The sequence below is a fragment of the Burkholderia sp. AU16741 genome (assembly GCF_002223345.1).
Classification (GTDB): domain Bacteria; phylum Pseudomonadota; class Gammaproteobacteria; order Burkholderiales; family Burkholderiaceae; genus Burkholderia; species Burkholderia sola.
In genome coordinates this window covers 67,114-84,478 of sequence record NZ_NKEZ01000011.1, presented here as the reverse complement: position 1 = coordinate 84,478, position 17,365 = coordinate 67,114, and the positions used below count along the sequence as shown (strand labels likewise).

General features: G+C 73.0%; 2 protein-coding genes. Both read right to left on the bottom strand.

The genetic code is table 11. The features are described 5' to 3' along the window. Position 1: 1 nt before the first annotated feature. Positions 2–14,053, bottom strand: coding sequence for a hybrid non-ribosomal peptide synthetase/type I polyketide synthase (locus tag CFB89_RS29430; RefSeq protein ID WP_089471033.1), 14,052 nt, complete (start codon positions 14,051–14,053; stop codon positions 2–4). Next, positions 14,053–17,301, bottom strand: coding sequence for a non-ribosomal peptide synthetase (locus tag CFB89_RS29425; protein WP_089471032.1), 3,249 nt, complete (start codon positions 17,299–17,301; stop codon positions 14,053–14,055). The genes CFB89_RS29430 and CFB89_RS29425 overlap by 1 nt, the downstream gene beginning before the upstream one ends. Between the last annotated feature and the right edge of the window lie 64 nt (positions 17,302–17,365).

Genomic DNA, 17,365 nt, shown 5'->3' with positions numbered 1-17,365 from the left:
GTCAGGAATGATCGTGTTCGACTACGGGAACGGCTGCGTCGGCGACGTGCGCGAGCGCGGCCTCCATGTGTTCGCGCCACCGGCGCAGCAACTGTTCGGCGGTGGACCGCGCGTGGACGGCGTCGCTGTAGCGGCACTCGAACGCGAGTTCGCCGTCGCCCGCGACGCAGACGAGGTTCAGCAGGTGCGAACGTTCGTCGGTGGCCGCGCGGTCCGCGCCCACCGCCTCGGTGGCGGCGGAGAACCATGCGGACGGACGCGCGGCGGCCGCCGATACGAAATCCACGCTCACCTGCGGCTGCACGCAGCGCCGCCACGCGTCGGGATCGACGCCGGCGGGCGGCGGCAGGCCTGCCCCGCCCAGCGCCGCCAGCGGCAGCGCGGCGAGCGTCGCCTCCCATTCGCGCAGCGCGGCGACGCTCGGCACGCCGGCGTGATGCGGCAACAGCAGCGGCACGTCGCAGACGAAGCAGCCCACCGCGCGCTCGACCGCCGGCCCGTCGTCGAGGCAGTCGCGGCCGTGCCGGCCGAGATCGGCGACGACCGCGCCGCCCGCCCAGTCGGTAAGCGCGCGCGCCGCCGCCGCGATCGCGACGGTGGCGGCCTTCACGCGCAGGCGCTGCGGCACGACGGCCAGCAACCGTCGCGCGGCCTCGCCCGTCAGCCGGTCGCGCACGACCTGCTGGCTCGCCTCGGTGTTCGCGCCGGCTGCTGCGTGCCGATCCTGCGGCAGCGCGACGTTGGCCGCCAGCGGCGCGAAGTACGCGGCGGTTTCGCCCGCCTGCCGTGCGGCCGCAATACGTGCGTCCAGCGCGCGAAGATAGGCCGGATAGGCCAGCGTCGGTGCGGCCACCGCCGGCGTCCGGCCGTTCGCATGCGCCGCATACGCATTGGCGAGGTCGTCCAGCAGCACCGCCCAGCCATGGCTGTCCGCGACGAGACCGTGCACGACGAGCAGCAGCCGGTCGCCGGCCGCGCCGCATCGGTAGTGCGCGACCCGCACCAGCGGCCCTTGCGCGAGATCGAAGCCCTGCTGCAGCGTCGCGCTGTGCGCGACGATGAAGCGCGCCGCCTCGTCCGCCGCGAGCGCGTGGCTGCTGAAGCAGCGCTGCACGGCGTCCGCGTCCGAGGGCGCGACACGGCCCGACAGCGCGCCGCGATCGAATACGCAGCGCAGCCCCGGATGCGCGTCGAGCAGCGAGCGCAGCGCGGCCCGCAGCGCGTCGGCGTCGAGCGGTTGCGCCGCCCGAACGAGCAACGCGCGGTTCCAGTGGTGCGCATGCGGGCGCTGCAGCACGCGCCTTTGATACGGCGTCAGCGGAAACGCGGACACATCGTGCGCGTCCGGTCGCGCCGCCAGCGGCCGCAGGCAATCGGCCAGGTCCGCGAGAGTCGGGCTCGCGAAGAAATCCTGCGGATCGACCGTCCAGCCGGCCCGGTTCAGCTGCGCGACGGCCCGCAGCACCAGGATGGAGTCGCCGCCCAGCCCGAAGTAGTTGTCGTCGCGGCCGATCCGCTCCAGCCGCAGCACGTCGCGCAGCACCGTCAGCAGCGCGCGCAGCGGCGGCGTGTCGTCGCCCTCCGCGGCCGCGGCCGCGTCCGGCAGCACCGCCGTCGCTACCCACTGGCGATCGATCTTGTCGCCGGACGTCTTGGGCAGCGACGGCACGATCGCCAGCGCATGCGGCACCAGATGCGCGGGCGCGATGCGGCGTAGCGCGCGCAGCCGCTCGCGCGCCGCCTCGCGTGACGTGTCCGCCGCCCCCGACGCGTCGGTGTCGACGACGATGAACGCCTCCAGGCGCGGCGCCGGCGCGTCGGGCCCGCCCGACAGCCGCACCGCGGCCTCGCGCACGCCGTCCTGTTCGAGCAGCAGCGCTTCCACTTCGGCCAGCTCGACACGAACCCCGCGCACCTTGATCTGGCGATCGCTGCGGCCGAGGTAGATCAACGCGCCCGTCCCGTCGCGCCGCACGAGGTCGCCGGTGCGATACATGCGCGCACCCGGCCGTCCGGCGAACGGATCGGGCAGGAACGCGGCGGCCGTCTGGCCGGGCCGGCCCGGGTAGCCGCTCGCGAGCGCGCTGCCGCCGAGGTAGAGCTCGCCGCGGCACAGCGGCGGCACCGGCTGCAGGTGCGCGTCGAGTACATAAGCCGTGGTGCCGGGCAGCGGCGCGCCGATCGGCACGTCGCGTTCATCCGGCCGCGCGTCGGCCGGCACGTCGTGCACGACGGACGTGATCACGCTTTCCGTCAGCCCGTACGCGTTCATCAGCGCCACACGGCCGCCCGTCACGGCGCGCCATGTCTGCACCGCGGCGAGCGGCACCGTCTCGCTGCCCGTCACGACCAGCCGCAGCCGCGTGGGCAGCGCGGCCTCGCCGAGACCGAGCGCACGCACCCATTCGCGCCACAGCGACGCGGGCAGGTTGAGCACGGTCGCGCGCTGTGCGTCGAGCAGGCCGCTGAACGCGCCGAGCGTCGGCCACGCCGCGCGCTCGAGCAGCAGCAGGCAGGCGCCAGAGGACAACGTCGTGAAGATTTCCTCGATCGACACATCGAACACGAGCGACGAGAACTGCACGACCCGGTCGTCGGCCGTCATGCGATACGCGGCGCACAGCGCCTGGATCTTGTGCGCGACCGCCCGATGGCTGACGTCGACGCCCTTCGGCACGCCGGTCGAGCCGGACGTGAACAGCGTATAGGCGGCCTGTTGCGGATCGATACGTGCGGGCGGCGCGCCGGCGGGCGCGTCGCCGAGCGCGGCGAACGCGATCGCCGCGCATCGGGGCCACGTCGGCGGGGCCGCCGCCGCATCGTGCACGAGCAGCACCGGCGCCGCTTGCGACAGGATCGCGTGCTGCCGCGCGGCCGGCGCGGCGGGATCGAGCGGCAGGTACGTCGCCCCGATGCGCAGCACGCCGAGCAGCGCCACCAGTGCGTCGAGCCCCATCGGCAAGCACAGCGCGACGCGATCGCCGGCGCGGACGCCGCGTGCGTGCAGCGCGCCCGCGACCTGCTCCACCCGAGCCCGCAACGCCGCGTAACTGAGCGTCTCGTGCGCGGTCGCGACCGCCGGCGCGGCGTTGCCGTCCGTCAGCGTGCCCGACAGCAGCGACACGAGGTCGGACGCCGCCCACGACGACACGTCGGCCACCCCGGCTGCCGCCTGCCAGGCCTGCCGCTGCGCGGCCGACAGCACGCCCGCGTCGCCGAGCGGCGCATCGTCCGGCAGCGTCAGCAGCAGGTCGAGCGCGGCCTGGAACTGTTCGATCACCTCGTCGGCCTCGCCACGCTCCAGCGCGCCGTCGCGCGTCAGCAGCACGCCGCCGTAGCCCGCGCCGTCGCGATGCAGGTTCATCGTCAGGTCGTATTCGGTTTCCGTTTCCGGCGTGTCCTCGAACGCGACGTCCAGCCCGCCGATCCGCACCTGGCGAACCGGCGCCTCCTGCATCGAGAACACCACCTGGAACAGCGGCGTCAGCGACGTGTCGCGCGGGCCCGCGAAGCGCTCGACCAGCTTTTCGAACGGATAGTCCTGGTGCGCGTGCGCGGCCATCACGCAGTCGCGCACCCGCTCGATCCACGCCCGCGCGCGGCTGGCGGCCGGGAACGCCACGCGCAGCGCCAGCAGGTTGACGAAAAAGCCGACGAGCCCTTCGGTGCGGCTCGACGCGCGGTTGGCGACCGGCGAGCCGACCACCAAGTCGCGCTGCCCGGTGCGCCGCGACAACATCAGCAGGAACGCGGACAGGAACACGACGTACGGCGTCGTCCGCAAGCGCCGCGCCAGCGCGTCGACCTGCCGCGCACGCTCGGCGTCCACCGCGACGCGGCCGCTGTGCGCGAGACGCCCCGGCGTGCGCGCGCGGCGCCGATCGCCGCCGAGGTCGAGCACCGGCGCGCCGTCCAGATGCGCCCAGAACGCCTCGTGCGCCGCGTCGTGCCCGGCGGCGAACCGCGTCGCCTGCTCCTCGCTGTAGTCCGCGTAATTCCACGCGGGCGGTGCGGTATCCAGCGCGCCGCCCTGGCTCGCCGCGCCGTACAGCGACGCGAGATCCTGCGCGATCAGCCGGAACGACCAACCGTCGACGACGATGTGATGGAACGACATCAGCAGGCACGCGCGGCGCGGCCCGAGTTCCAGCAGTCGCGCGCGAAACAGCGGCGGCCGCGCGAGATCGAACGGCTCCGCCCGCAGCGCATCGCGATGCCGCGCGATGAACGCGTGCAGGGCGTCGTCCGTGCCGCCTGCGTATGCGTGGATCGACAGCGCGATCGTCGCGTCGGCATGCACGTGCTGCTCGCCGCCGCCGTCCGGTCCTTCGTGGAACGACGTGCGCAGCACCGGATGGCGCGCGACCAGCCCCGCGAGCGCCGCGTGCAGCGCGGCGCGGTCGAGGTCGCCGTGCAGATGCAGGCATTGCGGCAGGTGGAAGACCGAACCGCCCATGCCGAGCCGTTCGAGCGTCCACAACCGGCGCTGCTGGAACGACATCGGCGCGCGGCGCGGCCCGGCGGCCGGCAGGCCGGCCGGTATCGTCGCCGCCGGCATGGCAGGCGGCGTCGGTTCGGACTGCGCGCGAATCGCGCTGGCGAGCCCGTCGATCGTCGGCGCGCCGAAGAACGCCGCGAGCGTCAGCTCCACGTTCAGCCGCTCGTGAATTCTCGTGAGCACGCGCCCGGCGAGCAGCGAATCGCCGCCCAGCTCGAAGAAATCGTCGGTCGGCGCGATCCGCTCATGGCCAAGGCACTCGGTCCAGATACGCGTCAATGCATGCCGCACGTCGTCGATTTCCGCCGAGGCGACGAGCGGAGTCTCGACCGCGACCGGCGCGGCAACCGCGGCAATCGACGGCGCCAGTGCCTCCGGCTGCACGCGCGCGACGGGCTGGGCGGGCAGCCAGTGACGCGTCCGCTCGAACGGATAGCCCGGCAACGGCAGGCGCTTGCGGCGCTCGCCCGCGTAGGCGTCGCGCCGTGTCAGTCGCGCGCCCTTCGCCCATAGCCGCCCGTAGCCGGCGAGCAGCGTCGCCATCGTGCGCGGCGTACGCTCCGTGAAGCTCGCCAGCACCGCGTCGGCCGGCGCGCAGCGATGCGCGCGCACCAGCGCCGCCAGCACGTCGCGCGGGCCGATCTCGACCCACAGCGCGTCGCCCAGTGCCGCCAGCGTTCGCACGCCCGCCGAGAAGCGCACCGTGCCGAGCACGTGCGCGGCCCAGTACGCCGGATCGGTGGCGCGCGGCGCGTCCAGCAGCGTGCCGTCGAGGTTGGAGATCAACGGGATGCGCGGCGCATGCAGCGCCATCGTCGCGGCATGCGCGTGCACACGTGCCGCCGCGTCCGTCATCATCGGCGAGTGGAACGCATGCGACGACGCGAGCCGCGCATGCGCGACACCCCCGTCGCGCAACCGCGCCGCGAACGCGTCGACCGCGTCCACCGGGCCGGACACCACGCATTGCAGCGGCCCGTTGACCGCCGCGAGGGCGAGCGTCGGCGGCAGTTGCGCGGCCAGTTCGTCTTCCGCGATCGATATCGACAGCATCGCGCCGGGCGGCTGCGCCTGCATCGCCGCCGCGCGCGCCGCCACCAGGGCGACCGCGTCGTCGAGCGAGAACACGCCCGCGCAGCACGCGGCGACCAATTCGCCGAGGCTGTGGCCGATCAGGTAGTCCGGCGTCACGCCCAGCGCGGCCCACGCCTGATACAGCGCGTACTCGTACGCGAACAGCAGCGGCTGCACCAGCGCGGTGTCGGTGGTGCTCGCGTCGCCCAGCAGGTAAGGCTCGAGCGCGAGCCCGGCCGTGCTCGCGAACCGCGCGCACACCTGGTCGAGCGCCGCGCGGAACACCGGATTCTCGCGATGCAGGTCGCGCGCCATCCCGGCGGCCTGCGCGCCCTGCCCGGTGAACAGGAAAACCACCGGACGCGCGGGCGGCGCGTCGTCGGCGAGCGGCGACACGCCCGCGGCCAGCGCGTCGAGCGCCGTATCGCGCGACTCGGCGACCACGAACGCGCGGCACGCATGGTCCTGCCGGGCGGCCTGCAGCGTGTACGCGACGTCGGCCAGCGCCCATTCCGGGTGGCGGCGCAGCGCGGCGGCGAGGCCGTCCGCCGCACGCCGCAGCCCGTCGGGCGTGGCGGCCGACAGCCGCAGGCAATGCGCGGCGGCGGCCGTCGGCGCGTCCGCCTCGGGCGGCGCGGCTTCCAGGATCACGTGCGCGTTGGTCCCGCCGATGCCGAACGAACTGACGGCCGCGCGGCGCGGCGCGCCGCCGTCCGGCCAGTCGGTCGCTTGCGCGGTGATGCGGAAGGCCGCGTCGTCGAGTTCGAGCAGCGGGTTGGGCGTGTCGAAGTGCAGCGTGCCCGGCACCTTGCCGCGCTCGAGCGCGAGCGCCGCCTTGATCACGCCCGCGAGCCCGGCCGCGCTGTCCAGGTGCCCGACGCTCGTCTTGACCGCGCCGAGCAGGCGCGGCGCATGGGCCGGATGCTGGCCGTAGGTCGCCTTCAGCGCGGCCATTTCGATCGGGTCGCCGAGCAGCGTGCCGGTGCCGTGCGTCTCGACATAGCCGACCGACGCGGCGTCCACGCCCGCGTCCGCCAGCGCGGCGCGAATCACCCGCGCCTGGCCGGCGGGGCTCGGCGCGGTGTAGCCGGCCTTGTCGTGACCGTCGTTGTTGATCGCGGAGCCCTTGACGATCGCATACACGTGATCGCCGTCGCGGCGCGCGAGGTCGAGCCGCTTCAGCACGACCGCACCCGCGCCGCTGCCCTCCACGGTGCCGCTCGCGGCCGCGTCGAACGCGCGGCAATAGCCGTCCGCGGAAAAGATCCCGCCGGTACGGTGCAGATAGCCCGGCACGCCGTCGACGCCGATCGACGCCGCGCCCGCGAGCGCGAGTTCGCAGTCGCCCTGCGCGACCGCGCGCGCGGCCATGTGCAGCGCGACCAGCGACGTCGAGCACGCGGTGCTCAGCGTGACCGCGGGGCCGGTGAGATTCAGCCGGTAGGCGATCTGCGTCGCGGGCTGGTTCAGCACGTTGATCTGGTACAGCCCGAGCGCGTCGACCGCGTCGCGGTTGCCGAGCACGTGGTTCGCGAGGTACTGGCTCGCGCCGACGCCGACGTAGACGCCCACGTCGCGCGCGGGCCCGGGCCCGGCGTAACCGGCGTCCTCGAGCGCGCGATAGCTTTCCTCGATCAGCTTGCGCTGCTGCGGATCCATGATCTCGGCGTCGCGCGGCGTATAGCCGAAGAAGGCGGCATCGAAACAGTCCGGATCGCGAATCAACCCGCGCGCGGCGACGAAGCGCGGATTGCCGAGCAGCGCGTCCGGCACGCCGAGCGCGCGCAGCCGCGCGTCGTCGAGCCGGGTGATGCCGTCCTCGCCCGCGAGCAGCATGCGCCAGAACTGCTCGACGTCGTCCGCGCCCGAGACGGCCGCGCTCATCCCGATGATCGCGACGTCGCGACTGCCGACCTCCGACGCGCGCGCGGCCTCGGCCATGCCGCCGGCTTCGGCCGCCCGTTCGCCGGACGCGGACAGCCAGTCGGCCAGCGTGCGAATCGTCGTGTAGCGGAACAGGTGATCGATGTCGACGTCGCGACCGAATTCGCCGCGCAGCCGCGCCTGGCACTGGATCAGCGCGAGCGAATGCCCGCCGGCGTCGAAGAAGTTGGTGTCCGGATCGATCTCGGCGAGGCCGAGCACGTCGCGCCAGATCGCCGCGACCGCGGCCTGCGCATCGCCGGGCGCGCGGCGCGCGGCGTTGGCGGGGGCGGCGGAGACGGCGCGCTCGGCGACAACGCTCGCCGCCTCGAGCGGCCAGTCGGCCAGCCGGAGGCGATCGATCTTGCCGCTGCCGGTCATCGGCATCGCGTCGAGCACGACGATCCGGTCGGGCACCATGTACGGCGGCAGCGCCTGTTGCGCATGCGCCTTCAGCGCGCCGTCCGGCAGCGTGCCCGCCGCCTGCACGAACGCGCAGAGCACGGCGCCTGCGTTACCCGAACGCGCCAGCACCGCGACCTTGGCGACGCCCGGATGGCGGCCCAGCACCGATTCGACTTCGCCCGTCTCGATGCGGAAGCCGCGCACCTTGACCTGCTGGTCGTCGCGGCCCACGAATTCGATGTCGCCGTGCCGATCGAAGCGGGCCAGGTCGCCGGTGCGATACAGCACGCGATCCGCGTCGCCCGTCGCATACGGGTTCGGCACGAAGCGCTCCGCGCTCAGTTCGGGCCGGTTCAGGTAGCCCGACGCCAGCGCGCGCCCGCAGAGGTACAGCTCGCCCGTCACGCCGATCGGCAGCCGGGCGAGTTCGGGCGACAGGATATGCGTGCCGACGTCGCCCACCGCGCGGCCGATCAGCACCGGGCCGCTCGCGCAGCGCCACACGGTGGCGTAGATGCTGGCCTCGGTCGGGCCGTATGCGTTGAACAACGGCGCATGCGGCAGCACGCGCGCCGCCAGCTCGACGGTCGCGGGCAGCAGCGGCTCGCCGGCGGCGAACACCGCGCGCAGCGGGCTCGCCGCGCCGGCGTCGAGCGATTGCAGGAACAGGTGCAGCATCGACGGCACGAAATTGACCACCGTCACGCGATGCTGCTCGATCGCGCGCTGCAGGTAGCGCGGATCGTACTGGCCGTCCGGCCGCGCGATCACGATCGCGGCGCCCTTCATCAACGGCCACAGCATTTCGGTGAGCGACACGTCGAACGATTGCGCGGTCTTCCACAGCACGCGGTCGCCCGCGGCGAGCGGATAGGTGTCGGCAAGCGCGTCGAACAACGCGAGGATGCCTTCCTGGCGGCACGGCACGCCCTTCGGCGTGCCGGTCGAGCCGGACGTATAGAGGATGTAGGCGGGCGCTTCGGGGCTGACGCGCGGCGCGGCGGCCAAGGTGGCGTGGGCCGTTTCCGCCAGCGCCGCCAGCTCGACGAAACGCACGCCGCACGCACGCAGGCAGGCGGGCGCGGCGGCATCGCCGACGATCGCCGCCGGGCGCGCGTCGTCCACCATGAAGCGATGGCGCGCTTCCGGCAACGCGGGATCGAGCGGCAGATACACGGCGCCGATCCGGAACAGCGCGAGCACCGTCTGCAGCGTCGCCGCCGAGCGGCCCGCGCATACCGCCACGACGTCGCCCTGCCGCACGCCCAGCGCGGCGAGCGCCGCCGCGCGCCGGTCGCACTGCTCGAGCAGCGCCGCATAGGTCGTCTCGCCCGCGTCGTCGATCAGCGCGACGGCGTCCGGCGCGGCGGCCGCGCACGCGGCGAGGCGCTCGCCGACGCTCGCGCTCACCGGCAGCCCGGGCTTCGGCGTCGCCCAGTCGTCGAGCCGCGCGAGCGTGGCCGGCAGCAGCCACGTCGCCGCGGGCGCACCGGCGAGCCGCCGCAGCGCTTCGTGCTCGGCGTGCACGATGTCTTGCGCGTCGTCACGCCGCAGGCTGTCGGCCCGGTAGCCGACGATGCAGCGCAGCCGCTGGTCGCTCGCGGAAACGGAGAAATCGACCTGCACCGGAAAACTGTTGACCGCGTGGCCGTCGCGGCCCGCCAGCATCCGCACGTCCGCGTCGTCCAGCTCGCGCAGCACGTGAAAGCTCGTGAAATTGAACAGCACCTCGCCGAGCTCGATCCCGCCGTTGTCCTGCCGGATCTGCTGCGACGGATAAAAACGGTGCCGGAAAATGCCCGACTCGATTTCGAACACCTGCCGCACCTGCGCGACCGGCGACGCGTCGCCGTCGAGCGCCGCGCGCACCGGCACCGAGTTCAGGAACAACCCGACCGCGCGCTCCGCATCCTCGGTCTCGGGCCGCACGTGCGTCACCATCGACGTCAGCACGTCGCGCCGCCCGCTCAGCGCCTGCAGCGCGCGCAGGTGGGCGGCGAGCAGCACGCTCTTGAGCGGCACGTTCGCGTCGCGCGCGAGCGCACGCAGCGCCGCCTCCAGTTCGGCAGGGATCTCGACCTCCAGATAATCCACGCGCTCGTCTGCCGCGTCGTCCGTCAGCGGCGCGCGGCGCAGCGACAGCGCCTGTGCGCCGTCGAGCTGGCCGCGCCAGAAATCGCGCTGGGCCGGATCGGCGAGCGCGGCCTGTTCGCGCTCGATGAAATCGCGGTAACCGGCCTGCACCGGTTCGTCGTTCTGCCCCTCCTGCCCGCCCTGCCCGTGTTGCGCGCCCGCCAGACCCGCCGTGTAGAGCCGGATGAATTCGGCGGTCAGCGCGGCCTCGCTCCAGCCGTCGAGTATCGCGTGATGAAAACTCCAGACCAGCTTGAAGCGCTGCGCGGCCAGCTTGAACACGAAGCAGCGGAATAGCGGCGCGGCGGCGACGTCGAACGCGGCGAACCGCTCGCCGTCCATGAACGCGGCGATCCGGGCGGCCTGCGCCGCCGCATCGAGTTCGGTCAGGTCGGTGACCGCCAGCGGAATGCGCGCCGTGTCGAACACGAGCTGCAGCGGCACGCTGAACCCTTCCATCCGCAGCGCGGTGCGCAGCGCCGGATGACGCGCCGACAGCCGGTCGAGCGCATGCGCGAGGCAGGCTTCGTCGTACGCATACGCGACCTCGTAGCCGATCACGTCGTGGTACAGGCTCGAGCGCTCGTGCCGGAGGCTGTGATAAAGCATCCCCAGTTGCAGGCGGCTGAGCGGATACGCGTCGACGACGCCGGCCGGCAGCCGCGCGCGGTCCGCGTCGCTCGTCAGCGGCGCCCGCGGTGCGGCGGCCTCGGCCGGCGCGCTCGCCTCCGCACCTGCGCCGATGCCGGCGCCGGCGCCGCGCTGCCGTTCGATGTGCTCGCCCAGCGTACGCACGCTCTGGTGGACGAACAGGTCCTGGATCTCGAATTCGAGCCCGTGGCGCTGCGCCTGCGCCTTCAGCCGGATCGCCAGCAGCGAATCGCCGCCGAGATCGAAGAAACCGTCGTCGAGGCCGAAGCCGCCGCGGCCCAGCACGTCTTCCCACAACGCGCGCAGGATGCGCTGCGTGTCGGTCAGCGTCTCGGGCGCCGTTGCCGCGGCCGCCTGCGCAGGCGCGAGCCGCGCGAGCGCGGCCCGGTCCACCTTGCCGTTGGCCGTCAGCGGAATGTGCGGCACCGCGTGGAAACGCGCCGGCACCAGGTGATCCGGCAGCGACGCCCGCAACTGCGCGCGCAGGCCGGCTTCGTCCGGCACGTCCGCGCCCGCGCCCGGGCTGGCGGTCCAGTACGCGACGAGCTGCTTGTCGCCCTGCGGCGTCGCGTCGACCGTCACGACGGCGGCCTGCACGCCGCGGCATGCGGCCAGCGCCGCCTCGATTTCCGCCGGCTCGATCCGGTAGCCGCGCAGCTTCACCTGGCGATCGCGCCGGCCGAGGTAATGCAACGCGCCGTCATGCGCCCAGTAGCCGACGTCGCCGCTGCGGTACATGCGGGCGCCCGGCTCGCCGCCGTAAGGATCGGGCACGAACGCGGCGGCGGTCAGGTCCGGCCGGTTCGCGTAGCCGTGCGCGACGCCGAGCCCCGCGATGTAGATGTCGCCCGCCGCACCGGGGGGCAGCGGATTCAGCGCGTCGTCGAGCACGTACACCGACGTGCCCTGGATCGGCATGCCGATCGGCACCGCGCGCCCCGCCGCCGGCGCGCCACGCACCGGGTATGCCGTCGCGAACGTCGTGGTCTCGGTCGGCCCGTAGCCGTTGACCACCTGCCCGTGTTCCAGCAGCGCGCGGGCGCGCTCCACGTGCGGCAGCGACAGCACGTCGCCGCCGCAGACGAGGTAGCGCAGCCGCCGCAGCGCGTCCGGCGCGTGATCGACCATCGCCGCGAACAGGCCGCTCGTCAGCCACAGAATCGTCACGCGCGCATCGATCAGCAACGGCCCGAGCTGGTCGAGCGACGCATCGCGTCCGGCCGGCACCACGAGCGACGCACCGTTCAGCAGCGCGGTCCAGATCTCGAAGGTCGACGCGTCGAACGCGGTCGGCGCGAACTGCAGGAACACGTCGTCCGGCGTCACGTCGAGATAGGTCGGGCGGTACGCGAGCCGCAGGATCGCCTGTTGCGGCACGATCACGCCCTTCGGGCGATCGGTGGTGCCCGACGTGTACATCAGGTACGCCGGCATCTGCGCGGGCAGCCCGCTCGCGACGAACGCGCCGTCGCGCGCGGCGATCTCGTCGTCGTGGTCCTCGAGGACGATCAGGTTCAGATAGCCGTCACGCAGCGCATCGGTGCGCGCGACCACGTCCTCGCGCGTGACGATCACGCTCGCCTGGCTGTCGTCGAGCAGGAATCGCAGCCGGTCCGCCGGATAGCGGCTGTCGAGCGGCACATACGCGCAGCCCGCGTTGAGCACCGCCAGCATCGCGACGATCAGCTCCGCGCCCGGCTCCAGACACAGGCCGACGGTCGAGCCCGGCGACACGCCGAGATCGCGCAAGTGACCGGCCAGCCGGTTCGCGCGGGCGTTCAGCGCGTGGTAGTCGAGCGTCGCGTCGCCGTGGCGGATCGCCGGGCGATCCGGATGCTGCCGCGCCAGCGCGTCGATCACCGCGCCGATCGAGTCGGGCAGCGGCTGCGCGAGCGGCCGGCGCTGCCAGCCGCGCAGCGCGTCGAGCGTCGCCGCGTCGCCGCGCGCGAGCGTGCCGAACGGCGCGTCCGGCTGCGCGGTCAGCACGTCGAGGTACTGCACATAGGTGCGCGACAGCCGCTCGATATCGGCGGCCTCGAACAGGTCGGTGCGGAACACCGTGCAGCAGCGCACGCCGTCGGACGTCAGCTCGGCGAACAGCGTCAGGTCGAACTGCGCGTAGCGGTACAGGTCGTCGCGCACCGTCATCGCCGGCATCCCGGCCGCCGTCGCCGGCTCGGCGGCGCCGGGCACCGCGCCTTTCGTGTCCTGCAGCACGAAGTTGACCTGGAACAGCGGGCTGCGCGCGGCATCGCGCGCGACGCCGACCTGCTCGACCACCTGGTCGAACGACACCGCCTGATGCCGCAACGCGTCGGCGACGGTGTCGCGCTCGCGCTCGACCAGCGCGGCGAACGTCGCGCACCCTTGCCGCGCGGTGCGCAACGCGAGCAGGTTCGCGAAGAAGCCGACGATGCGCTCGCTGCCCGGATGCACGCGGTTCGACGCGGTCGTGCCGATGCAGAAGTCGTCCTGGCCGGCGTAGTCGCCGAGCAGGCAGCGCCACGCGGCCAGCATCACCGTGAACAGCGTGCCGCCCTGCCGCCGCGCCAGCGCCTCGGCCCGCGCGCGCACGGCGGCGGGAATCGCGAAGAACACCAGTTCGCCGTCGTGCGCGCGCCGTGCCGGGCGCGGCAGCGCGAACGGCAATTCGAGCGTCGTCGCGCCCGTCAGCCGGCCCTGCCAGTAGGCGAGGCTCGGCGCGCTGTCCGCGGCGCTGCGCGCCTGCTGCCACAGCGCATAGTCCGCATACTGCGGCGCGTCGCTGGCGGGCGGCTCGGGCGCGCGGCCCGCCAGCCGCGCCGAATAGGCCGACCACCAGTCGGCCAGCATCAGTTCCAGCGACCATCCGTCGACGATCAGGTGATGAGCGGTCAGCACGAGAATCTGCCGCGCGTCGCCGAGACGATGCAGCGACACGCGCAGCAGCGGCCCGTGCGCGAGGTCGAACGGCTGCGCGATTTCGGCCGTGATCGCGCGGGCGATCTCCGCGTCGGACACATCGGCCGCGTGCCGATGCACCGGCAGCGACGGGGCCAGCTCGGGATGCACGCGCTGGTACAGGCGGCCTTCGCGTTCGTCGAACGTCGTACGCAGCGCCTCGTGCCGCGCCATCACGTCGCGCAGCGCCGCCTGCAACGCGGCTTCGTCGAGCGCGCCCGGGATCTCCAGCACGTGCGGCACGTGGAAATGGCCGGCGCCGCCGCTGATCGCCATCTGCACCCACATCCGCAACTGCTCCGCCGACGCGGGCAGGTCCGCCGGCCGCGCGTGGCGAATGATCGCGTCGCGGCTGCCCGCGCCACGCTGCCTGCCGAACGCTTCGAGCAATTGGCGACGCTTGTTTTCGGTGGAATCGTTATGCGACATCAAACCAGCTCTCCCGACGATGAAAACACTGTGAGTAGTTCGTCCATGTCGTCCGGCGCGAGACGATCGAGCAGCGCGTCCAGGCGGTCCTCCTGCCGGGCCTTCTGGCCGAGCGCCACCAGCACTTGCGCGCTGAACCGGTCGAGCTGCGGTGCGCCGAACAGCAGCGGCGGCGACAGCAGCAGCCCGTAGCGGCCATTGAGGCGCCCGATCAACTGGATCGCTTGCACGGAACTGCCGCCGAGCATGAAGAAATGGTCGTCCGGCCCGATATCGGCGACGTCCAGCACGGCCGACCACTCGGCGGCGACCTCGGCCTGGAACGGCGTCTTCGCGCGCACGTCGGCGCCGTGCGCGCGCGCCTCGAGCGCCGCCTCGGCAAGCTGGGCCAGGCGCTTGCGGTCGATTTTGCCGGCCGGCAGCAGCGCGATGCGCTCCACCACGTCGATGCGCGCCGGGCGCATCGCGTCGGGCAGCCGCGCGGCCAGCTCCGCGTGCAGCGCGTCGACCGGCCAGGCGTCCCACCCCGCGGCCGGCTCGACGAATGCGTGCAGCAGCCGCACGCGGCCCTGCACCCGCACCGGCACCACCGCGCACTGCGCGATGCCCGGCAGCGCCAGCAGGCACGCCTCGATCTCGCGCAACTCGATCCGGTTACCGTTGAGCTTGACCTGCTCGTCGCGCCGGCCGAGGTAATGCAGCTCGCCGTGCTCGCCGAACATCGCGACGTCGCCGGTGCGGTACATGCGCGCGCCCGGGCGGCCCGCGTACGGATCGGGCACGAAGCTCGCCGCGGTCAGATCCGGGCGGCCGACGTACCCTTGCGCGAGGCCCGCGCCGCCGATGTACAACTCGCCCGCGCTGCCGGGCGCGCACGGCTCGAGGCCCGCATCCAGCACGTACAGCGACACGTTGTCGATCGGCCGGCCGATCGGCACGCCGGCGCGCACATGAGCGTCGTCCGGCATGCAATGCCACACGCTCACGTCGATCGCGGCCTCGGTCGGCCCGTACAGGTTGGCGAGCCGTACCCCCGGCAGCAGCCGGTGGAAGCGCTCGGCCTGCTCGGCCAGCAGCGCCTCGCCGCTGCAGACGACCAATGCGAGATCCGGGAAGACCTGCCCGGGCGTCGCATCCAGAAATGCATTCAGCATCGACGGCACGAAGTGCGCGACCGCGATGCGCGCATCGCGCAGCAGCACCGCGAGCCCGGCCGGGTCCTTGTGCAGCCCGGGCGGCGCGATCACCAGCGCATGGCCGCTCTGCAACGTCCACAGGAATTCCCAGACCGACACGTCGAAAAAGTACGGCGTCTTCTGCAGCACGCGCACCGGCGCGCTATCGGGCAGCAGCGAACCGTGCCAGTCGAGCCGGTTGACCAGCGCGCGATGGGTGTTGGCGACGCCCTTCGGCGTGCCGGTGGAGCCGGACGTGTAGATCACGTACGCGATCCCGTCCGGGTGAATGCGTTGCGGCGGCAGCGGTTCGGCGGCGAGCCAGATCGCGCGCTCGTCGAGCGCATGCCGGGCGACCGGCCCGGCGGGCAGGTTCGCCAGCAGGTGCCGCTGCGTGAGCAACAGCGCGAGCCCCGCATCGTCGACGATGCGCCGCAACCGGTCCGGCGGCGCAGCGGGATCGAGCGGCACGTAGGCCGCGCCCGCGCGCATCACCGCGACGATCGCCAGCACCATCTCCGTCGAGCGCTCGCAGCACAGCCCGACGAGCACCCCAGGCGTCACGCCGCGCGCCGCGAGAAAGCCCGCGAGCCGGGCCGACAGCGCATCGAGTTCGCGATAGGTCAGTTGCTCCGCGCCGAACCGGACGGCCGGCGCATCCGGCGTCGCCGCGCACTGCGCGGCGAAGCGGGCCGGCCAGTCCGTCGCGTCGATCGGGCGCGTGGGCCCGTGCCAGTATTGCGCGAGCCGCGCGCGCTGCTCGGGCGCCAGCAGATCGACCGCGAGCGCCGGCTGCGCATCGTCGTCCAGGTACGCGCGCAGCAGTCGGCCGAAACGCGCGGCGAATTCGCCGACCCGCGCCGGTGGCAGGCAGCCGGTGTCGTATTCGAGATTCACGTGCAGGCCGTCGTGCGTCAGCTGATACGCGAAGTTCAGGTCGAACGGCCGCTCAGCGGCGACCACCGGCAGCAATTCCGCCTGCACGCCGTGGAACGCGAGCGGCGCATCCTGCACGAAGAACGCTTCCGTCACACCGACGTTGAAGACGGGCGTGTCGGCCAGCGAACGCGAGCGCCGCAGCGCCGTCACGAGCTCGGTCAGCGACAACTGCTGATGGCGCTTGCCTTGCGCACGCCGGGCCGTGGTACGCGCGACGATGTCGCGGAACGTGTCGCCCGGCCGCAGCGAAAAGTGCATCGGCAGGTTGTTGACGAAGCATCCGCTGGCGTCGTGAAACGCCGGCGCGCGCATGTTGACGGGATAGGTCACGACCAGCTCGCGCAGGTCCTGCCAGCGGGCCAGCGCGATCGCGAACAGGCTCGACAGCACGAGAAACGGCGTCGAGCAGCTCGCGCGGGCGCGGGCGCGCAGCCGGCGGGTCGTGTCCGCGTCGAAACGCATCCGGTGGATGCGCCCCTCGCGCGGCCCCGCCGACGCCGCCGCGTCGAACTCGACCCCGAGCGGCGCATGCGCGAGCGCGCCGAGCCAATAGGCCAGATCTTCGTCGTAGCGCGGCGACGCGCGGTACGCGGCTTCGATCGCGAGCTGCTCGCCGAGATCCCGCAACGTGCACGCGGGCGCCGGCCCCGCGCCGAGCGCGTGGTTGTACAGCGCCGTCAGCCGCTGGTTGATGTACACCGCCGAAAACGCATCGGAGAGGATGTGCGGAAAGCTGAGCACGAGCCGGTGCGCATCGGCCTCCTCGCGCAGCAGCGCGAAGCGGAACAGCGGCGCGTCGTCGAGCGCGAACACGTGCGCCGCGCGCGCGGCGATCCATGCGTCGGCTTCGGCGGCGTCGAGAGACGGCGCCGCGCGCGCGTCGCGGTAGTCGAGCGCGACCGTCACGCGATCGTGCACGTCCCGCACCACGCGGGCGCCGTCCATCCGGAACGTGCTGCGGCATCCTTCGTCGTGCTCATGGACGAACGCGTCCAGTGCGCGCCGCAGCGCATCGCGATCCAGCGGCCCCGACAGGCGATAGACGAGTGCGGTCGTGTAGGCCGACGAGTGCGGATTGAGCTGCCACTCGAGCCAGAAGCGGTACTGATAGGCTGAAAGCGAAGTGGTACGCATGGTAGCCCCTGTCTGGATACGTGAAGGACGTGAAGGACGGCGCGGCGAGTCGATCCCGGCGCAC